The sequence below is a fragment of the Dactylosporangium vinaceum genome, from assembly GCF_019904175.1.
GTDB classification, from domain to species: Bacteria; Actinomycetota; Actinomycetes; order Mycobacteriales; family Micromonosporaceae; genus Dactylosporangium; species Dactylosporangium vinaceum.
Genome location: NZ_CP061913.1, coordinates 3,664,803 through 3,680,645 on the forward strand (window position 1 = coordinate 3,664,803; position 15,843 = coordinate 3,680,645).

Sequence of the window (15,843 nt, forward strand, 5' to 3'; positions counted from 1 at the left end):
GAGACCCGGCGTCGCGGCCCGCTCTTGTCGGCGATGTGGACCAGAGCGTCGCACGGCGAGCATCCACGTATGTCCAAGAAACTCGTCATCCTGCTGTGGCTGGCCGTCGTCGCGCTGGGGTTCGGCCTCGGCGGCGGCGTGTTCGCCAAGCTCACCGCCCAGGTCGCCACCGTGCCCGGCAGCGAGAGCGAACGCGCGCTCGACCTGCGCGAAGCGGCCGGCGGCCCACCGGAGCGCCACCTCACCGTCGTCGTCACCGGCGGCGCCGACGTGACGGGCGCGCTCGAGCAGGCCCGGAGCGCGGCCGGCGTCGCCGCTGTCGCGCCGCCGCTGCCGAGCGCGGACGGGCAGGCCGCACTCACCGACATCACGCTCACCGCCGGCGCCACCGCCGCGCAGGCCGCGCAGGTGGCCGAGCACCTGCGGGCGGCGGCGCCCGGGAAGGTCACCGTGGCCGGCGGACCGCTCACCGACAACGAGTTCAGCATGCAGGCGCAGCGCGACGTGCAGCGCGCCGAGATGATCACGTTGCCGGTGGTGCTGATCCTGCTGGTCATCGTGTTCGGCGGCCTCGTCGCGGGGTTGATGCCGCTGATCGTGGCCATTGCCGGCACCGCGGCGACCTTCGGGATCCTGTACCTGGCCAGCTTCGTCACCGACATCAGCGTCTACGCGATCCAGGTCGCCACCATGCTGAGCCTGGGCCTGGCCGTCGACTACGGCCTGCTGCTGCTCAGCCGGTACCGCACCGAGCTCGCGCACACCGAGGACCGCGAGGAGGCGCTGCGGCGGGCGGTCCGTAAGGCCGGGCGCACGATCGCCGTCACCGGCCTGACCGTCGCGGCCAGCCTGCTCGGCCTGACCGTGTTCCCGGACGCGTTCCTGCGCTCGATGGGCCTGGCCGGGGCCGGCGTGGTCGTCGTCGACATGCTCGCGGTGCTCACGCTGATGCCGGCGGTGCTGCGGCTGGCCGGGCGCCGGATCAAACCCGCCAGGCCCGACTCGGGCACCGGCGTGTTCGCCCGGCTCGCGCGCTTCGTGCAGCGGCGGCCGCTCATGGTGACAGTGCTGACCGCGGCGGCCGTGCTCGTGCTCGCCGTACCGTCGCTGCATGTGCGTCTGGCCAACAGCGATGCGCGCGCACTGCCCACGTCGACAGAGACGCGCAAACAGTTCGACGCGCTCAGTGCACACTTCCCGGAGCTCGTCGGGCCCGACGTGATCGCCGCCGTCGTGCGCTCGGGCGCGGACGACCCGCGGACCGCGCAGTTCGCCGCCGACGTGCGGCGCGTGCCGGGCGTGTCCACAGTGGACGTGGTCCGGGTCGCGGACGGTGTCAGCGTCGTGCGCGCCACGCCGGTGCACGAGCCGTGGACGGCCGAGGGCCGCGCGACGCTGCAGGCGGTGCGCGATGTGCCGGCCCCGTTCGAGGTGCTCGTCACCGGCGACGCTGCCCGGCTCGTCGACTACCGGGCGATGCTCGCCGAATACGGGCCGTGGGCCGCGCTGGTGGTCCTGGTGGCCACGTTCGCGCTGCTGGCCGTGTTCACCCGCTCGGTCCTGCTGCCGATCAAGGCGGTCTTGACCAGCCTGCTGAGCATCGCCGCGGCGTTCGGCGCGATCGTGTGGGTGTTCCAGGACGGGCACCTCGCGAGCTGGTTCGGCACCGAACGGCTCGGCGCGCTCGACCTGACCGTCCCGGTCCTGGTGGCCGCCATCGCGTTCGGCCTGTCCGTCGACTACGAGGTGTTCCTGCTGGCCCGGATCCGGGAGCGGTACCTCGAGACCGGCGACGCCCGCGCCGCCGTCGCCACCGGCCTGCAGCAGACCGGGCGGATCGTCACCTCGGCGGCGCTGCTGCTCGTGGTCGTGTTCGCCGGCTTCCTGGCCGGCGGGTTCGCGCCGATCAAGGAGATCGGCCTGGGCCTGGTCGTCGCGATCGTCCTCGACGCGACGGTCGTGCGGATGCTGCTGGTGCCGGCGACGATGACCCTGCTCGGGCGGGCCAACTGGTGGCCGTCGAAGCCGCCCGAGCGTCCCTCCACTGTGGACCGGAAGCTGGTCACCGCCGGCGGGTAGCATGGAGCGGTGATCGATCTCGACCGCTACGCCGGGCCCGTCCCGGCCGATGGGCCGGCGTCCGCGTGGCGCCGGCCCGCCGCCCGGCTGGCGGTCGTCGCCGCCCTGGCCCTGGTGGCCGGCGTCCCGGCCGCCCCGCCGCGCGCATATTCGCTGGGCCGGACCGCGCCGGCGCCCATAAACTGCGGCGTCGCCGCGTTCCAGGGCATCACCGTCCTCAGCGGCGACGCTTACCATGTCCTCAACCCCGGACCCGTTGGAGTGCACCGCCGATGCCCGAGCTGAGCCCGCCCGTCGAACGGGTGCACGAGTCGTTCCTGGCCGCGATGGCCGAGTTCCGGGCGGAGGGCCGCGGCGTCCCCGACGACAACTCGATGATCGGGCACGACCTGCGCACCTATGGCGACACGTGGGCCGACCCGGACACGTTCGCGCGGTACGTCGCCGACACCCGGGCCCAGGCGCTGGAGGAGACGCCGCGCCCGGAGCACTTCGTGCCCTCGACGACGCTGTGGCTGATCGACGGGGACGAGTACCTCGGCCGCGTCGCCATCCGCCACCGGCTCAACCAGCACCTGCTCGACGAGGGCGGCCACATCGGCTACGACGTCCGCCCGACCGCCCGCCGCCGCGGTCACGCCACCGCGATGCTGCGGGGTGCGCTGATCGTCGCCAAGGAGCTCGGCATCGAGCCGGCCCTGCTCACCTGCGACACCACCAACACCGTGTCCCGCCGGGTGATCGAGGCGGCCGGCGGCGTGTTGGAGGACGAGCGCAACGGCAAGCTGCGGTTCTGGGTGCCCGTCGGGTGAGCGCGCGCGGCCTGCGGGTCCTGGTCGTCGGGCTGGCCGCGACACACGTCGCCGGGCTGCTCGGGGGGCACGTGCTGCCGTGGACCGGGACGCTGACGATGGCCGCGTTCCTGGTTTACGCCTGGGACTGCGGGCCGCGGATCGGGCTCGCCGCCCTCATGGGGCTGGCGCTTGAGATCGACCTGCGCACCGGCGGCACCGGGTTCCCGAACGCGTTCGGCGCCCGCCCGGTGCTCGAGGGGCTGCTGCTCGTCATCGCGCTCGGCGACCTGCTCCGGACCCGCCGGTGGGCCGGGGTCGCCGCGGCTGCGGTCGTCGTGCTGCTGGCCGGGCCGGTGTTGCTCGCCGCGGCCCGGCCCGAGCCCACGGCGTCGCTGCAGGCCGTGGCGTCGCCGCAGGAGCGCGATCAGCTCGCCGCCCGCATGCGGTTCCTGCACCCCGGCGAGATCACGGCGGTCGCCGTCGCGGTGGAGCCGGCGCACGCGACACGGCCGCCGTCGTCACCCGCGCTGATCTGCGCGATCCCGGCGATGCTGCTGTTCGCCGCCCTCGCGCTCGTCGCCGGGGCGCGGCCGGACGAGGACGGCACCCTGCCGGCCTGAGCGGCAGGTGTCGCCGCTCATCGCCGCGGCCCGGCCGGACGTAGATAGCGCAGCCCCTGCTTGAGCGCCGCCCGCGGGTTGGTGTCGAGGTGGCGGGCCCAGTCCGGCGACGGCTCGTTGCGCAGCCAGGCGTAGCGGGCCAGGGCGTAGCCGTACATCGGCTCGGTCAGGTAGCCCAGCCGACTGGTGCTGGTGTACGTGAACTCTCCGCGGACCTGCCGGTGCCTGTCGAACGACGCGTTCGCGCTGAAGATGCCCAGGCCGAAGACGACCGTCAGCAGGTCCGTGAGCGGCTCGTGGTCGGGGGCGTCCGGATCGGCCCGGCCCTCACCGAGCAGCCGGGCGTGCCCCAGCTCGTGCGCCACTGTCGCGATGAGCGCCATCGGCCGCTCGGCCAGCTCGGAGCGGATCGCGATGACCGCCCGGCCGTTGTGCACCCGGTAGTGCCCGGCCGCGCCGGACCAGGCCGTGTGCAGCGGCACCGCCCCGGCCAGCCGCGGGTCGGTGCCGTCCGACTCGTGCTCGAGCTCGATCGAGGACCGGTCGACCTCCATGTGCGTGCAGAGCCGGTCGACGAGCATTTCGATGTCGTGGGTACTGCCGGCATAGGCGCCCGGGAAGTGCCTGTCGGTGGGCGTGAGGACCTCGCCGAGCAGGATCCGGCGCCCGAACTGCGCGACCAGGAAGTCCAGCGACCGCTCGATCCAGTCCTGCTCCTTCGGCACCACCGGGCACTTCGCGGCGGCCCACGGCCCGAATCCGAGCATGCTCATAAATCCCCCTGTTCGGCTGCGGCCGCACGACCGGCGAACCGGTTATGCCAGCCCGTAGCGCCGCTCGATCGCCTCGACCTCGTCCTTCGCCTCCCGCAGGCCCGTGCCGGTCAGCTCGCGGTACACCTTGATGGCCTGGATCTTCCGACCGGCCTGCAGCTCCTGCAGGACCAGCGGATGGACCTCGGGCTCGGGCTCGGTGATCCCGAGGTGCCGCATGATGAGGTCCACCTTGCGCTCGAGGGCGGCCAGCCGGGCGGACGGGTCGGGGGAGCGAGAACCAAAGGGCATGCCGCAGTTGTACCGCACCGAAGCTATTTAAGCCTTGACTTATATAAGCAGCCACTGCCATGCTGGCGCGGTGCACGCGTTCGACGTGCTCGGCGACCCCGTCCGCCGCCGGATCCTCGAGCTGCTCGCCGATGGTGAGCAGCCCGCCGGCGCGATAAGCGAGGCTGTCCGGGCCGAGTTCGGCATCTCCCAGCCGGCCGTCTCCCAGCATCTCAAGGTGCTGCGGGAGGCGGGCTTCGCGACCGTCCGCGCGGACGGCACCCGCCGGCTGTACGCCGTCGACGCCGCGCCGCTGCAGGAGGTCGACGCCTGGCTGGAGCGGTTCCGCGGCTTCTGGACCCAGCGTCTCGACGCCCTCGCCACCGAACTGGCGCGGGGCAGGCGGATGCGACAACAGCAGGAGGACCCGTGATCGACCTCGTCAACCAGATCAACGCCACCCACCGCGAGCTCGGCACCGCCGGGCTCTCCGGCGGTGGGGCCGGTCGCTCGCTGCTGCTGCGCCGCACGTACGACGCGGCCGTCGAGGACGTGTGGTCGGCCTGCACCACACCGGAGCGCCTGGCCCGCTGGCTCGCACCCGTGTCCGGTGACCTGCGCCCGGGCGGGCACTACCAGCTCGAAGGCAACGCCGGCGGCACCATCCAGATCTGTGTGGCCCCGTCGCTGCTGCGGGTGACGTGGTCGATGGGGGAGGGCATGGCCACCGAGGTCGAGCTGCGCTTGACTCAGTCCGGCGATGGCACGCTGCTGCAGCTCGAGCACGCGTCGCCGGCCGAGATCGTGGACGAGATGGTCCGCCAGTACGGTCCGGGCGGCACCATCGGCATCGGCGGCGGCTGGGACCTGGCCCTGGCCGGGCTGCTCCTGCATCTCAGCGGGGCCGAGTACGACCCGGCGACGTGGCCGGACACCGCCGAGGCGAAGGCGTTCGCGGCCCGCAGCTGCGCGGCGTGGGGCGCGGTCGTGCAGGCGGCCTGGGGCACCGGCGACGACGACCTGGCGGCCGCTGTCGCGTTCGCCACCGCCCACTTCTCCTGAGCTCAGCCCGCCCAGTCGCGGATCGCGTCGAAGTCGGCCTCGGTGAGGCCCGTGCGGCCCATCACGCGGTGCAGCAGGGCCGGGGCGCTGTGATGGCGGGCGACCCAGGACCGGTCGGCCGGCCCGATCTCGTCGTCGACCCAGACGAACGGCCGCCCGGCCGCCCACGCCACCAGGTTCCGGGTCTTCCAGTGCTCGGGGCCCGCGTCGCCCGCGCCGGTCCACGCCACGGTCGGCAGCGGGGGCAGGTGCAGCAGCGGGCCGAGCACCGCGTTGGCGTCATCGGCCCAGGTCGTGGCCCAGACCAGGTCGCAGCCCAGGCTGAGCAGGCGCGGGCCGTCGGCCGGGTCGAGCCGGGCCAGCAGAGGGTTGCCGTGGTGCTCGGCGGCTGACGCGGCCGCCGGGTCGGCCGCGGCCGCGCGTCCGTGCAGCGGGATCAGCGGGCCGTCGACGTCGAGGAACAGCAGTGGCCGCACGCGGCAATTCTGTACACACGGTTGCCGCAAACCCGTGCACGACACATCGACGAAATTGGTATGGCACATGTGTCGAACCGGCGGCGCGCGCTCCGACCTACCGGTGACACTGGCAGGGGCAGACGGCGACCACCGGAGGAACGGGTCATGCGGAAGATCATTTACTGGGTGCACAGCTCGGTCGACGGGTTCATCGACGGGCCGGGCGGCGAGTTCGACTGGCCGCGGATGGGCCAGGGGCTCTCGGCGTACTCCGAGGGCCTGAACGTGCACGTCGACACGCTGCTCTACGGGCGGCCGGTCTGGCAGATGATGGCCGGGTTCTGGCCGAAGGCCGACGAGGTGAGCGACCACCCGCACACCGCGAAGTTCGCCCCGTTCTGGCGGGCCACGCCGAAGGTCGTGTGCTCGCGGACCTTCGAGGGCGACGACTGGACGAGCCGCGTCATCCGCGACGACCTGCCCGGGCAGGTCGGCGCGCTCAAGGCGGAGCCGGGCGGTGACATCCTGCTCACCGGCGGCTCCGGGCTGGCGGCCGCGCTCACCGCGCACGGGCTCATCGACGAGTACCACATCGCGGTGCATCCGGTCGTGCTCGGCGGTGGCCGGCCGCTGTTCGCCGAGCCCAAGGGCCGCCTCAACCTGGTCGCGGACGGCTCGCAGGTTGTCGACGAGCAGGTGGTCGTGACCCGGTACCGCCTCGCCGGCTGAATATAGATGCACCGGCAGTGCCGAAAGTGCGCCGGTAGGCGTATCGTCGGCCGGCATGGTGCTCAAGGTGGACGTGCCGCCCGCCCTCGTCAGCGGTGCCGCTGACGAGGGCTACGGGCCGGTCGCCGACGCGTTCCGGCGCAACTTCGCCGAGCGCGGCGAGATCGGGGCGGCGTGCGCGGTGTACCGCGACGGGCGCAAGGTCGTGGATCTCTGGGGCGGCTACCGCGACGGGCGGGCGCGCGAACCCTGGCGGGAGGACACGCTCGTCACGGTCTTCTCCAGCACCAAGGGCGTGTCCGGCCTGGCGATCGCGGTGGCGCACGCGCGCGGCTGGATCGACCACGACGCCCCGGTCGCGCAGTACTGGCCGGAGTTCGCCGCTCACGGCAAAGCGGCGGTGACGGTACGGTCGCTGCTCGCACATCAGGCCGGGCTCGCCGCGATCGACCGCCCGCTCACCGTCACCGACCTCGCCGACCTGGACGTGGTCGCCGCCGCGCTGGCGGACCAGCGGCCCGCGTGGGAGCCGGGGACGCGGCACGGCTATCACGCCATCTCCCTCGGCTGGTACGAGGGCGAGCTCCTGCGCCGCGTCGACCCGCAGCGGCGCTCGCTCGGGCGGTTCTTCGCCGATGAGATCGCCGGCCCGCTCGGGATCGAGTTCTACATCGGCGTGCCCGACACCGTCGACCCGGCGCGGATCGCCCGCCTGCACGGGTACCGCCCGGGCGAGTTGCTCCTGCACATGGGCACGATGCCGCGCGGATTCGTGCTCGGGTTCCTCAACCCGCGCAGCGTCACCGCCCGCGCGTTCGCGAATCCGAAGGTGCTGGGCCGGATCGACAATTACAACCGGCCGGACGTGCGGCGGCTGGAGCTGCCCGCGGCCAACGGCACCGGCGAGGTCCGCGCGATCGCCCGCGCGTACGGCGACGCCGCGACCGGCGGGGCCGTGCTCGGCCTGACGCCGGCGACCCTGGAGGCGCTGACCCGCCCGGCCGCGCCGCCGAGCGGTGGCCTCGACGACGTGGTCCTGCGGGTGCCGACGCAGTTCTCGCTCGGCTACATCAAGCCGTTCCCGGCGCTGCGTTTCGGCGCCGCCGGGGACCGGGCGTTCGGGACGCCGGGGGCTGGAGGCTCGTTCGGGTTCGCGGACCCGGAGACGGGCGTCGGCTTCGCGTACGCCATGAACCGCGCCGGCTTCCACCTCTGGGACGACCCCCGCGAGCTGGCGCTGCGAGAGGCCCTCTTCCACACCGTGCTCGGCGAGCGCGCCCAGCGCCCGGACTAGCCGGGACCGTGTTGCAGCCACGCGCCTCGCCGGGTTGGCGAGGCGCGTGGTCTCGGGCGGTGGCGTTGCCGGGGCCGGGGACTAGCGGGGATTGCGTTCCTGGCGGGCGCCCAGCTCGGCCAGGCGCATGGTCTCGTCGCGGCGGCGGACCCACCATGCGCCGAGCAGGAACACGGTGAGCGGCAGCAGGACGAGCGCGACCACCTGGCCGGGCACGAGCGGGATCGTGTGTCCCATATTGCCGGTCGAGGCCGCCCAGCCGGCGAAGCCCAGGTTGGTCAGGACGATCATCGTGACCACCGGCGAGGCGGCGACGAGGAGCCGGCGGCGGATCGGGCCGGGCAGCCGGGCGACGGCGATGAGCAGGGTGAGCAGCGCGATGGCCGTGCCCAGCAGCATGAGGTCCAGCACGATCTCGTCGGACGCCTGGAACAGCATCGGGTCGTCGATGGGCACGTTGATGCCGGGCAGGTCGGAGGCGAAGAAGACCCAGGTGGAGCCGCCGGTGTCGGTGGAGTCCGACGTGAACGCGCCCGCGGCGCTCACCGCCAGGAGCGTGCCGATGACCGCGAAGGCGGCCAGGATCGTGGTGAGGCGCCGGCGTCCGGCCACCTTCCACGGGCTCGTGCGCCCGGCGGCGGTGAGCGTGACGGCGCAGACCAGGGCGAGGACGGGCAGCCACAGGGAGTACAGCGAAGGCACCGGGTCTGTCCCGAATCGCCCGGCCAGCGGGACGGTCTCCAGCAGCAGTGCGGCCCAGGCCGCGCCGGCGGCGACCCGGCGCCAACCGGTGAGTGCGGCGACGACCACGGCCGTCCAGAGCAGGCCGCGCAGGAACCGGGCGGACAGATCCGGGATGGCGGGCCGCAGCCCGAACCGGATCGTCACCAGGGCGACGGCCGCGAGGAGGCCGATCAGTGCGCAGGCGTCGGCCCAGGCGGCGCCGAGCGGGCGGCCGGAGCGCGTGAACAGCCGCTGGCGCACGGCGTGCAGTGCGATGTCGGCGGCGTCGCCGGGCCGGGGCCAGCGCTGCCGGTCGCCGGCGTCGGCCAGCATCGTGGTGAGCATGTCCTCGCCGTGGGTCCGGCGGAACGCGGGCGGGTAGATGCGCAGCAGCCGCTGGTAGCGCGACTCCAGTGGGCTCGTCATGCGGCACCTCCTTCGGGGAGCAGGCCGCTGCGGCGCAGGCGGCGGCCCGCGGTGACGGCGGCGGCCCGGCGCCGCTCGGCCTCGTCGGCCAGCCGGCGGGCGCCGGATGCGGTGAGCCGGTAGTTGCGGCGCAGCCGGGACTGGATGACCTCTTCGCTGTCGACCTCGATGAGGCCGTCGTCGACGAGCTCGGCGAGGACCGCGTAGAGCGTGCCGGGGCGCAGCCGGACGGTGCCGCCGGACTGCTGCTCGACGTCTTTCATGATGCCGTAGCCGTGGGTGGGCTCCTCCGCGAGCGCGGAGAGGATGTGGAACGCCGACTCTTTGAGAGGCATGACCGAAGCATATAACGAAATCCGTCATATACCCAGACCGATTCGTGCCGGGCCCGTGGCGCGGACCCGGCACGGTGGTGGTTGTCGCTCAGGCGGTGTCGCCGACGTTGTTCACGATGACGGCCTTGGTGTAGACGACCTGGCGCATCAGCGCCCCCTTCGGGGTGAAGTCGTCGTTGCCGTGCTCATCGGTGACGTGCCGGTCGGCGATCGCGACCTGGCGTTCGCCGATGACCCGGTACGTCGCCGGGTCGAACAGCAGCTCGTGCGCGTCGAACTCCTGCTCGACCCAGCCCAGCCCGATGGCCGGCCGCCCGTCGACGTTCACGGCGTCCGGGTTGAGCCGTGCGCCCGGGCGCTGCGCGAGCGCGCCGTAGAACGCGGCCTCGACCTTCGGCGGCAGGACGTACTGGCCGAGCAGTGCGTCGAGCTCGACGCCGAAGTTCTTGTCCTTGCGGTCCCAGGCGAGCACCTTGGCCGGCGTGTCCAGGCCCTTGAGCTCGTCGTAGTTCAGCTGGCCCCAGGTCGCGTCGCCGCCCTGCCGGTACACCTCGAGCCGGCCGCTTTCGTTCGTGGCCATCACCTTGGCGTCGATGCGCTTCCAGTTCTGCAGGGTGATGGTCCGGGTCCGGCCCGGGATGATCGGGTCGTTCGGGTGCTCGTTCTCGTAGGCCTTCTCGTTGCGCAGCTCGCGCGACTCGTTGTACATGAACTGCTCCGGCCGCGGGTCGGTCCACGGCTTCTGCGTCGCGGCCCAGGCGGCGTTGGTCAGCACCTCACTAGCGTTGGCCGGCTTGGGGAAGGGCAGGCCGACAGTCGAGTAGCCCTTGCCGCTGTCGTCGACCGTGCCGAAGTTCTCGACCGCGACGGCGCCGACCACGGCCAGGGCCGCGGCCGCCGCGGTGAGCGCGGCCCGCATGGGCCAGCGCCGCCGCCGCAGCACCGTGACGGTCGCCATCGGGGCCGGTGCGCTGTGCATCCGCTCGTGCAGGGCCGCGCGGGCCCGCTCGCGGGTGCGCGGGCCGGGCTCGGGGTCGGGCCCGAACGCCTCCCGCAGTGCCGTCATCTCATCCATCACCGCTCCACCTCCGTGTCGGTTCCCAGGGCCTTGCGCATCTCATGCCGGGCCCGGTGCAGTCGCGACCGCGCGGTGCCGGACGGGATGCCCAGCGCCGCGGCCGCCTCCTGCTGGGTGAGCCCGGCCCACGCGATGAGCAGCAGCACGTCGCGATCGCCGAGTGACAGCCGGTTGAGGGCCGCGGCGAGCCGGGCGCGGGCACCCCCGGCGTCGACCCGGCCCGGCACCAGCTCCGCGTGGTCGGGGCCGGCGTCGGGCTCGGCGCTGCGCGCGAGGGCCTTGAGGCGCCGCGCCTCGGCCCGCGAGTGCCGCATGATCAGGTTGGACGCGATGCCGTACAGCCAGGGCCGCACCTCACCGCGGGCCGGGTCGAACCCGGCTCGCCTGTCGTAGGCGACCAGGAACGTCTCCGACGCGACATCCTCGGCGAGATCGGGCCCGAGGCGGCGCGCCGCGTAGGCGTAGATGTGCCCGTAGTAGCGGTCGAAGACCTCGTCGAACCGATCCGCGACCAGGTCGGTGTCGGCCTCCGGCGGTGCCAAATCCGTCTCCCTCACACCCCCTGTTCGCCGCTGCGGGCGGATGTGTTCATGATTCTTTCCAGGACGTCCTTGGCGCCGGTGAGCCCGGCGATCTGCGCGTCGATCCGGTCGCGCTCCTCGGCCAGCAGGTCGAGCAGCTCCTGGCAGGTCGGGGCGAGCACGGTGGTCTCGTCGGGGATGCAGGGCACGATCTCGGCGATCGTGGCCGTGTTGAGGCCGGCCGAGAGCAGCAACTGGATGTGCCGGACGGTGTGCTGGCTGTCGGGGGCGTATTCGCGGTACCCGCTGGGCCGTCGCTGCGGGTGCAGGAGTCCCTGCTCCTCGTAGTACCGCAGGGCCCGTGGGGTGGTGCCGGTCAGCCGGGCGAGCTCGCCGATGCGCATGTGCGCAGCCTCGCAACGCTTGACTCTCACGTCAACGGCAAGGTTTAGCGTCACCGCCATGACCGACTTCGAGTTCGACCTGGCCGTGCTCGGCCTCGGGCCGATGGGGCGGGCGCTGGCCGGGGCCGCGCTTGACGCCGGGCACCCGACAATCGTGTGGAACCGGACACCGCAGAAGGCGCGGCCGCTGCTGGAGCGGGGCGCCGTCCTCGCTGCCGACGCGCCGGACGCCGCACGCCGGGCCGCGGTGACGGTGTGCTGCCTGCTCGACTATCCCGCGGTACAGCGGACACTCGACGATGCCGAAGCGCCCGCCGTGCTCGTCAACCTCGGCAGCGCCCACCCCGGTGAGGTGCGCACGGCGGCGGCCTGGGCCGCGGCGAAGGGAATCGGCTACCTCGACGGCGCCATCCTCAGCCCGGCCCCGGCGATCGGCACGCCCACCGCCACCATCCTCTACAGTGGACCTGCGGCCGTGTTCGAGGCCCATTCGGCGGTACTGCGATGCTTCGCTCCCCGCTCGGTGTACCTGGGCCCGGAGGTGGCGGCGGCGGCCGGCTACGAGATGGCGCTGCTCGACCTGTTCACCACCGCGACCGGCGGCCTGCTGCACGCGTTCGCGCTCGCCCTGTCCGCCGGCCTCGACCTGCCGCTGTTCGCCCGGTTCGCCGGCGGGATGAGCGCGCTGCTGCCGGAGATGGCGCAGCGCTACGCCCGGCACCTGGCCGACGACGTCTACCCCGGCGAACCGTCCACATTGGCCGCGGCCACGACGGCCATCGCGCACGTGGCAGCGGCCGCGCACGACCTGGGCGTGGACCCGGGCCCGCTGCCCGCCCTCCAGGCGATGTTCGGGCGGGCGGTGGCCGACGGTCACGGCGCCGACGGGTACGCCCGGCTGGCCCGCGCCCTGGCACGTTTCCGGGATTCAACCCCTACGGGATCCCCGTAACGTTGTTGGTGTCAGCGAGACAACAACTTCCCAGGGGGATACGGACATGAGCGACTACGACATGGGCGACACGGGCCACGACGTGGACTACGGCCACTACGAGGCGGGTGAGCAGCACGACGGTCTGGACCAGCTGCACCAGGCGCACGGCAGCGAGGCCGACCACAACAGCCAGTTCGGCCAGTACGAGAACGACCACCACGCGCAGGAGTCGACCGACTTCTCGCAGGGTCACCACGTCGAGTACGACCAGCCGGCCGCCGTGCACTACGAGTCGGACGACTACACCAACTACAACCACGACGCGTCCGTCGACGACCACGTCTTCGCCGCCGAGGGCTCGGAGAACTCCCACCAGGCCGAGTTCGGTGAGCTCGACGCCCTGCAGCAGCGCTTCGACGCGAGCTTCGCGTCGGGCACCGAGCTCCACGGCGGCGAGGGCCAGTTCGGCGTCGCCGCGAACTGAAGCCGTCCCCCTGGCTCGAGGCCGGTCACCCCTGTGGTGGCCGGCCTTCGCCCGTTACCGCACGACCCGAGCCGCGACCGGCCGGGTCAGCGCTTCATGCCGGCCAGGGTCTTGCTGAAGGTGGCCTTCGCCGCCTCCACGGTCTTGTCACGCAGGGTGTTCTTCTCCTGCTGCGACCAGCCGGCGTTGTCGCTGCGGTTGACGTTGACGTACACGGTCATCCGGGCGTTGCTGTCGCGCACGGCGAGGGTGAGCTGCATGCTGCTCTTGGCCAGGTCACCGCTCTGCGGCGTCTCGTAGATGATCGCCTGCTCGCCGAAGCCGGACAGGATCGTGTTCGGGCCGGCCAGCTTGCCGGTCTCCATCTCCTGGGTCTGGGCGTTCGCGGCGACCTGGGTGTCGGCGAACCCGAAGATGGTGAACGAGATGGTCGCCACCCGCTGCTGCTGCGGGTCGGTCACGGCGTGGGTGCGGCCGTAGGAGCAGGAGCTCGCGTTCACGGTGGCGTTCGGGACCCGGATCGGGGTCGGTTTGCCGTTCTCGGCCTCGAACAGCTCGAAGAACGTCGAGGCGTCGGATTTGGCGCACTCGTCGTCGGGCACCTTTGTCAGGTCGTACTTGCCGGGGCCGCCGGCGGCCGCGCCGCCCCCGCCGCCATTGGTGGCCGCGCCGGTGACGCCCGCGCCCGTCGTGCCGTTCGCGTTGGTGTTCTGCCCGTCGGCCTTGCCCAGGAACCGGGCCGCTCCGAAGACGCCGCCGGCCACGACGAGTACACCCGCCAGGATGATGGCGACGAGGGCCAGCGGTGACAGGCCGCGCCTGGGCGCCGGGGCCGGAGCCTGCGCCGGGGCGGGCGGGTACGGGCGCATGGGCATGGGTGCGACAGGCGGCGACACCGGGGCGGCGGGGTATCCGGGCGCGGAGACGGGGGCGATGGGGCTGCCGGAGAACGCCTGGGTGTTCGGGTACGGCACGCCCGAGGACGGCACCGCCGACACCGGGGCCGTGATCGGGCCGGAGACCGGCGCCGCCACCGGCGCGGACATCGCGGACATCGCGGTCACGGTGTTGGGCGTGCGGTTGACGTACAGCGATCCCTCGGCGACGACCAGTTCCGGCTGCTCGGCGACGACGGGTGCGATGCCGAGCGCCTCGTGCAGCATCGTGGCGACGAGCGGGATGCGGCTGGAGCCGCCGACGAGGAACAGGCCGGCGACGGCGGACTGCGGGATGCCCGACTCGTTGAGCATCGCCCGGGTCATCGAGATCGTCGAGCGCAGGACCGGCCGGGCCAGGCCCTCCAGCTGCTCGCGGCCGAGCGGCACCTCGCGGCCGAGGGAGGGGATGCCGATGACGGTGCCGCTGGCCCGCGACAGCATCTCCTTGGCCGAGCGCACGTCGTCCCACAGCTGCCGGCGGGTCGCCGGGCTCGTCCACAGTTCGCCGTAGGTGGCCTGCAGGAACCCGACCACGGCGGCGTCGACGTCGAGCCCGCCGACGTCGTTGAGGCCGTCGGAGGCGACCTGCTCGAAGCCGGTCTGGTTGCGCCGCAGCAGGGTGACGTCGCAGGTGCCGGCGCCGAGGTCGTACACGAGCACGCCCGCGCCGACCGGGAGCGCGCCGCCGCGGGTGTGCGCGAAGTAGGTGGCCGCCGCGGTCGGCTCCCCGACCAGCTCGATGGTGGCGAACCCGGCGTGGCGGGCGGCCTCGACCAGCACGGCCCGCCGGTGCTGGCCCCAGTCCGCCGGATGGGTGAGGACCACGTCCTGCACCGGCCCGGCGACCCGGGCGGCCTCGCGCGCGACCCGGCTCAGCACCGCGGTGATGAGGTCGCGCACGCCCAGCTCGGCGTCGCCCAGCAGCACCGACGTGTCGTCGATGCGCCGCTTCGGGTTCGGCTCCAGCCGCTCGGGTGCGCTGCGGGCCAGGTGGGCGGCGTCGCGCCCGGTGTGCAGCAGCCCGTCGGGGCCGAGCAGGACGGCGGAGGACAGCAGCGGGGAGCCGTCGAACAGCAGCGGTTGCACGCGCGCGTCGGGCCGCTGGAGCATCGCGATGGTGGTGGAGGTCCCGAAGTCGACCCCGAGGCGCAACCGCGCAGCTGTCATGGTCGGCGAGGATAACAGCCGGTCACGTGGCGGATTGCCGGGAATCGGCCGGACACGGCGCAGAAGTGGAGCAACACCTCCGCTAACGTGCGAGGGCATGAGCATGCCGTACCGCGACGCTGTGACAGCCCTCGATGCCGCCTACGGTGGCGTGTGCGACCTGGCCGCCGCCCTGAGCCCCGATGACCTGCTGGCCCCGTCGCGGTGCCGGGGCTGGCTCGTCGCCGATGTGCTGTTCCACCTGCTGGGTGACGCGCAGCGGGCGCTCGTCGCGCTGCACACCCCGGCGCCCGGCCCGGCCGACACCGACCATGTCACCTATTGGCGCTCGTTCCCGCCGGGTGGCGGCGGTGGCGGGTGGGCGGTGCGTCGGGCGGCGTCGGCGTTCGACGGCGCCGAGATCGTCCGCCTGTGGCGGGAGACCGCCGCCGCGGCCGTGCAGGCCGCCCGCGGCGCCGACCCGGCCGGCTTCGTGCGGACCCAGGGCAAGGTGCTCGCGGTGGCGGACCTGCTGGCGACGTTCGTGCTGGAGGCGGTCGTGCACCACCTCGACATGACCGTCGCCCTGCCGGCGGCGCCGCCGCCCGCCGCGGCGGCCGTCGAGCTGGCCGGCCGCACGCTTGTGGGTCTGGGCGGCGAGCCGCATCCGACGAGCGTGGCGTTCGTGCTGGAGGCGACGGGCCGCGTGCCGTCGGAGGATCCGCGGTTCCCGCTGCTGGGCTGACTGGCCAACCGCTCACTACAGATGTAGTTT

General features: G+C 73.1%; 19 protein-coding genes and 1 pseudogene. 11 read left to right on the top strand and 9 right to left on the bottom strand.

What is annotated here, in order from left to right:
- Positions 1-69 precede the first annotated feature (69 nt).
- The 4 genes from Dvina_RS16395 to Dvina_RS16410 are packed head-to-tail and all read left to right on the top strand — an operon-like array spanning position 70 to position 3,493.
- Positions 70-2,079, top strand: coding sequence for an MMPL family transporter (locus Dvina_RS16395; RefSeq protein ID WP_223103336.1), 2,010 nt, complete (start codon positions 70-72; stop codon positions 2,077-2,079).
- 9 nt (positions 2,080-2,088) lie between these two features.
- Entirely contained in the window at positions 2,089-2,364 is a 276-nt protein-coding gene (locus Dvina_RS16400) for a hypothetical protein (RefSeq protein ID WP_223103337.1), read from the top strand.
- Positions 2,352-2,891, top strand: a complete 540-nt coding sequence (locus tag Dvina_RS16405) for a GNAT family N-acetyltransferase (RefSeq protein ID WP_223103338.1) — start codon at positions 2,352-2,354, stop codon at positions 2,889-2,891. The genes Dvina_RS16400 and Dvina_RS16405 overlap by 13 nt, the downstream gene beginning before the upstream one ends.
- On the top strand, positions 2,888-3,493 hold the full coding sequence (locus Dvina_RS16410) for a hypothetical protein (RefSeq protein WP_223103339.1): 606 nt from the start codon (positions 2,888-2,890) through the stop codon (positions 3,491-3,493). Before Dvina_RS16405 ends, Dvina_RS16410 begins: the two co-directional genes overlap by 4 nt.
- A gap of 17 nt (positions 3,494-3,510) precedes the next feature.
- On the opposite strand, the gene Dvina_RS16415 is transcribed toward Dvina_RS16410, so the two are convergent.
- Entirely contained in the window at positions 3,511-4,266 is a 756-nt protein-coding gene (locus Dvina_RS16415) for a hypothetical protein (RefSeq protein WP_223103340.1), read from the bottom strand.
- Positions 4,267-4,335: 69 nt separating this feature from the next.
- Positions 4,336-4,416: pseudogene (locus Dvina_RS55705) on the bottom strand (ribosomal protein L7/L12); the annotation flags it as partial.
- Between the two features lie 211 nt (positions 4,417-4,627).
- Between Dvina_RS55705 and Dvina_RS16425 the strand changes: the two are divergent.
- Entirely contained in the window at positions 4,628-4,969 is a 342-nt protein-coding gene (locus Dvina_RS16425; protein ID WP_223103342.1) for an ArsR/SmtB family transcription factor, read from the top strand.
- Entirely contained in the window at positions 4,966-5,598 is a 633-nt protein-coding gene (locus Dvina_RS16430; protein WP_223103343.1) for an SRPBCC family protein, read from the top strand. Before Dvina_RS16425 ends, Dvina_RS16430 begins: the two co-directional genes overlap by 4 nt.
- Before the next feature lie 2 nt (positions 5,599-5,600).
- Here the strand turns inward: Dvina_RS16430 and Dvina_RS16435 are convergent, their stop codons facing one another.
- On the bottom strand, positions 5,601-6,065 hold the full coding sequence (locus Dvina_RS16435) for an HAD domain-containing protein (protein ID WP_223105559.1): 465 nt from the start codon (positions 6,063-6,065) through the stop codon (positions 5,601-5,603).
- Positions 6,066-6,221: 156 nt separating this feature from the next.
- Between Dvina_RS16435 and Dvina_RS16440 the strand changes: the two genes are divergently transcribed.
- Positions 6,222-6,785 (top strand): dihydrofolate reductase family protein, encoded by a 564-nt coding sequence (locus tag Dvina_RS16440; protein WP_223103344.1) that lies wholly within the window; start codon positions 6,222-6,224, stop codon positions 6,783-6,785.
- Positions 6,786-6,840: 55 nt separating this feature from the next.
- Complete coding sequence (locus tag Dvina_RS16445; protein WP_246656258.1) at positions 6,841-8,079, top strand: serine hydrolase domain-containing protein; 1,239 nt, start codon at positions 6,841-6,843, stop codon at positions 8,077-8,079.
- Between the two features lie 81 nt (positions 8,080-8,160).
- On the opposite strand, the gene Dvina_RS16450 is transcribed toward Dvina_RS16445, so the two are convergent.
- The 5 genes from Dvina_RS16450 to Dvina_RS16470 form a co-directional block, all read right to left on the bottom strand.
- Positions 8,161-9,228, bottom strand: coding sequence for a hypothetical protein (locus Dvina_RS16450; protein ID WP_223103345.1), 1,068 nt, complete (start codon positions 9,226-9,228; stop codon positions 8,161-8,163).
- Positions 9,225-9,563 (bottom strand): PadR family transcriptional regulator, encoded by a 339-nt coding sequence (locus Dvina_RS16455; RefSeq protein ID WP_223103346.1) that lies wholly within the window; start codon positions 9,561-9,563, stop codon positions 9,225-9,227. Before Dvina_RS16455 ends, Dvina_RS16450 begins: the two co-directional genes overlap by 4 nt.
- A gap of 88 nt (positions 9,564-9,651) precedes the next feature.
- On the bottom strand, positions 9,652-10,638 hold the full coding sequence (locus tag Dvina_RS16460) for a hypothetical protein (protein WP_223103347.1): 987 nt from the start codon (positions 10,636-10,638) through the stop codon (positions 9,652-9,654).
- On the bottom strand, positions 10,638-11,183 hold the full coding sequence (locus tag Dvina_RS16465) for an RNA polymerase sigma factor (RefSeq protein WP_246656259.1): 546 nt from the start codon (positions 11,181-11,183) through the stop codon (positions 10,638-10,640). The genes Dvina_RS16460 and Dvina_RS16465 overlap by 1 nt, the downstream gene beginning before the upstream one ends.
- Positions 11,184-11,194: 11 nt before the next feature.
- On the bottom strand, positions 11,195-11,566 hold the full coding sequence (locus Dvina_RS16470) for a MerR family transcriptional regulator (RefSeq protein ID WP_223103349.1): 372 nt from the start codon (positions 11,564-11,566) through the stop codon (positions 11,195-11,197).
- A gap of 58 nt (positions 11,567-11,624) precedes the next feature.
- Between Dvina_RS16470 and Dvina_RS16475 the strand changes: the two genes are divergently transcribed.
- Both Dvina_RS16475 and Dvina_RS16480 read left to right on the top strand, forming a co-directional pair.
- Entirely contained in the window at positions 11,625-12,518 is an 894-nt protein-coding gene (locus Dvina_RS16475; protein WP_223103350.1) for an NAD(P)-dependent oxidoreductase, read from the top strand.
- A gap of 46 nt (positions 12,519-12,564) precedes the next feature.
- On the top strand, positions 12,565-12,984 hold the full coding sequence (locus Dvina_RS16480; RefSeq protein ID WP_223103351.1) for a hypothetical protein: 420 nt from the start codon (positions 12,565-12,567) through the stop codon (positions 12,982-12,984).
- 86 nt (positions 12,985-13,070) lie between these two features.
- On the opposite strand, the gene Dvina_RS16485 is transcribed toward Dvina_RS16480, so the two are convergent.
- Positions 13,071-15,089: an Hsp70 family protein gene (locus tag Dvina_RS16485; RefSeq protein WP_223103352.1), complete on the bottom strand. Its 2,019-nt coding sequence runs from the start codon at positions 15,087-15,089 to the stop codon at positions 13,071-13,073.
- Positions 15,090-15,186: 97 nt separating this feature from the next.
- Here Dvina_RS16485 and Dvina_RS16490 point away from each other — a divergent pair, with 97 nt between their 5' ends.
- Positions 15,187-15,813, top strand: coding sequence for a maleylpyruvate isomerase N-terminal domain-containing protein (locus tag Dvina_RS16490; protein ID WP_246656260.1), 627 nt, complete (start codon positions 15,187-15,189; stop codon positions 15,811-15,813).
- Positions 15,814-15,843 lie beyond the last annotated feature (30 nt).

Bases quoted from the DNA above. Each gene is read 5' to 3' on its own strand.
- Dvina_RS16445 (WP_246656258.1), top strand. From the start codon at position 6,841: ATGGTGCTCAAGGTGGACGTGCCGCCCGCCCTCGTCAGCGGTGCCGCT.
- Dvina_RS16470 (WP_223103349.1), bottom strand. From the start codon at position 11,566: ATGCGCATCGGCGAGCTCGCCCGGCTGACCGGCACCACCCCACGGGCC.
- Dvina_RS16455 (WP_223103346.1), bottom strand. From the start codon at position 9,563: ATGCCTCTCAAAGAGTCGGCGTTCCACATCCTCTCCGCGCTCGCGGAG.
- Dvina_RS16450 (WP_223103345.1), bottom strand. From the start codon at position 9,228: ATGACGAGCCCACTGGAGTCGCGCTACCAGCGGCTGCTGCGCATCTAC.
- Dvina_RS16395 (WP_223103336.1), top strand. From the start codon at position 70: ATGTCCAAGAAACTCGTCATCCTGCTGTGGCTGGCCGTCGTCGCGCTG.
- Dvina_RS16490 (WP_246656260.1), top strand. From the start codon at position 15,187: ATGAGCATGCCGTACCGCGACGCTGTGACAGCCCTCGATGCCGCCTAC.
- Dvina_RS16405 (WP_223103338.1), top strand. From the start codon at position 2,352: ATGCCCGAGCTGAGCCCGCCCGTCGAACGGGTGCACGAGTCGTTCCTG.
- Dvina_RS16415 (WP_223103340.1), bottom strand. From the start codon at position 4,266: ATGAGCATGCTCGGATTCGGGCCGTGGGCCGCCGCGAAGTGCCCGGTG.
- Dvina_RS16460 (WP_223103347.1), bottom strand. From the start codon at position 10,638: ATGGATGAGATGACGGCACTGCGGGAGGCGTTCGGGCCCGACCCCGAG.
- Dvina_RS16440 (WP_223103344.1), top strand. From the start codon at position 6,222: ATGCGGAAGATCATTTACTGGGTGCACAGCTCGGTCGACGGGTTCATC.
- Dvina_RS16485 (WP_223103352.1), bottom strand. From the start codon at position 15,089: ATGACAGCTGCGCGGTTGCGCCTCGGGGTCGACTTCGGGACCTCCACC.
- Dvina_RS16480 (WP_223103351.1), top strand. From the start codon at position 12,565: ATGAGCGACTACGACATGGGCGACACGGGCCACGACGTGGACTACGGC.
- Dvina_RS16475 (WP_223103350.1), top strand. From the start codon at position 11,625: ATGACCGACTTCGAGTTCGACCTGGCCGTGCTCGGCCTCGGGCCGATG.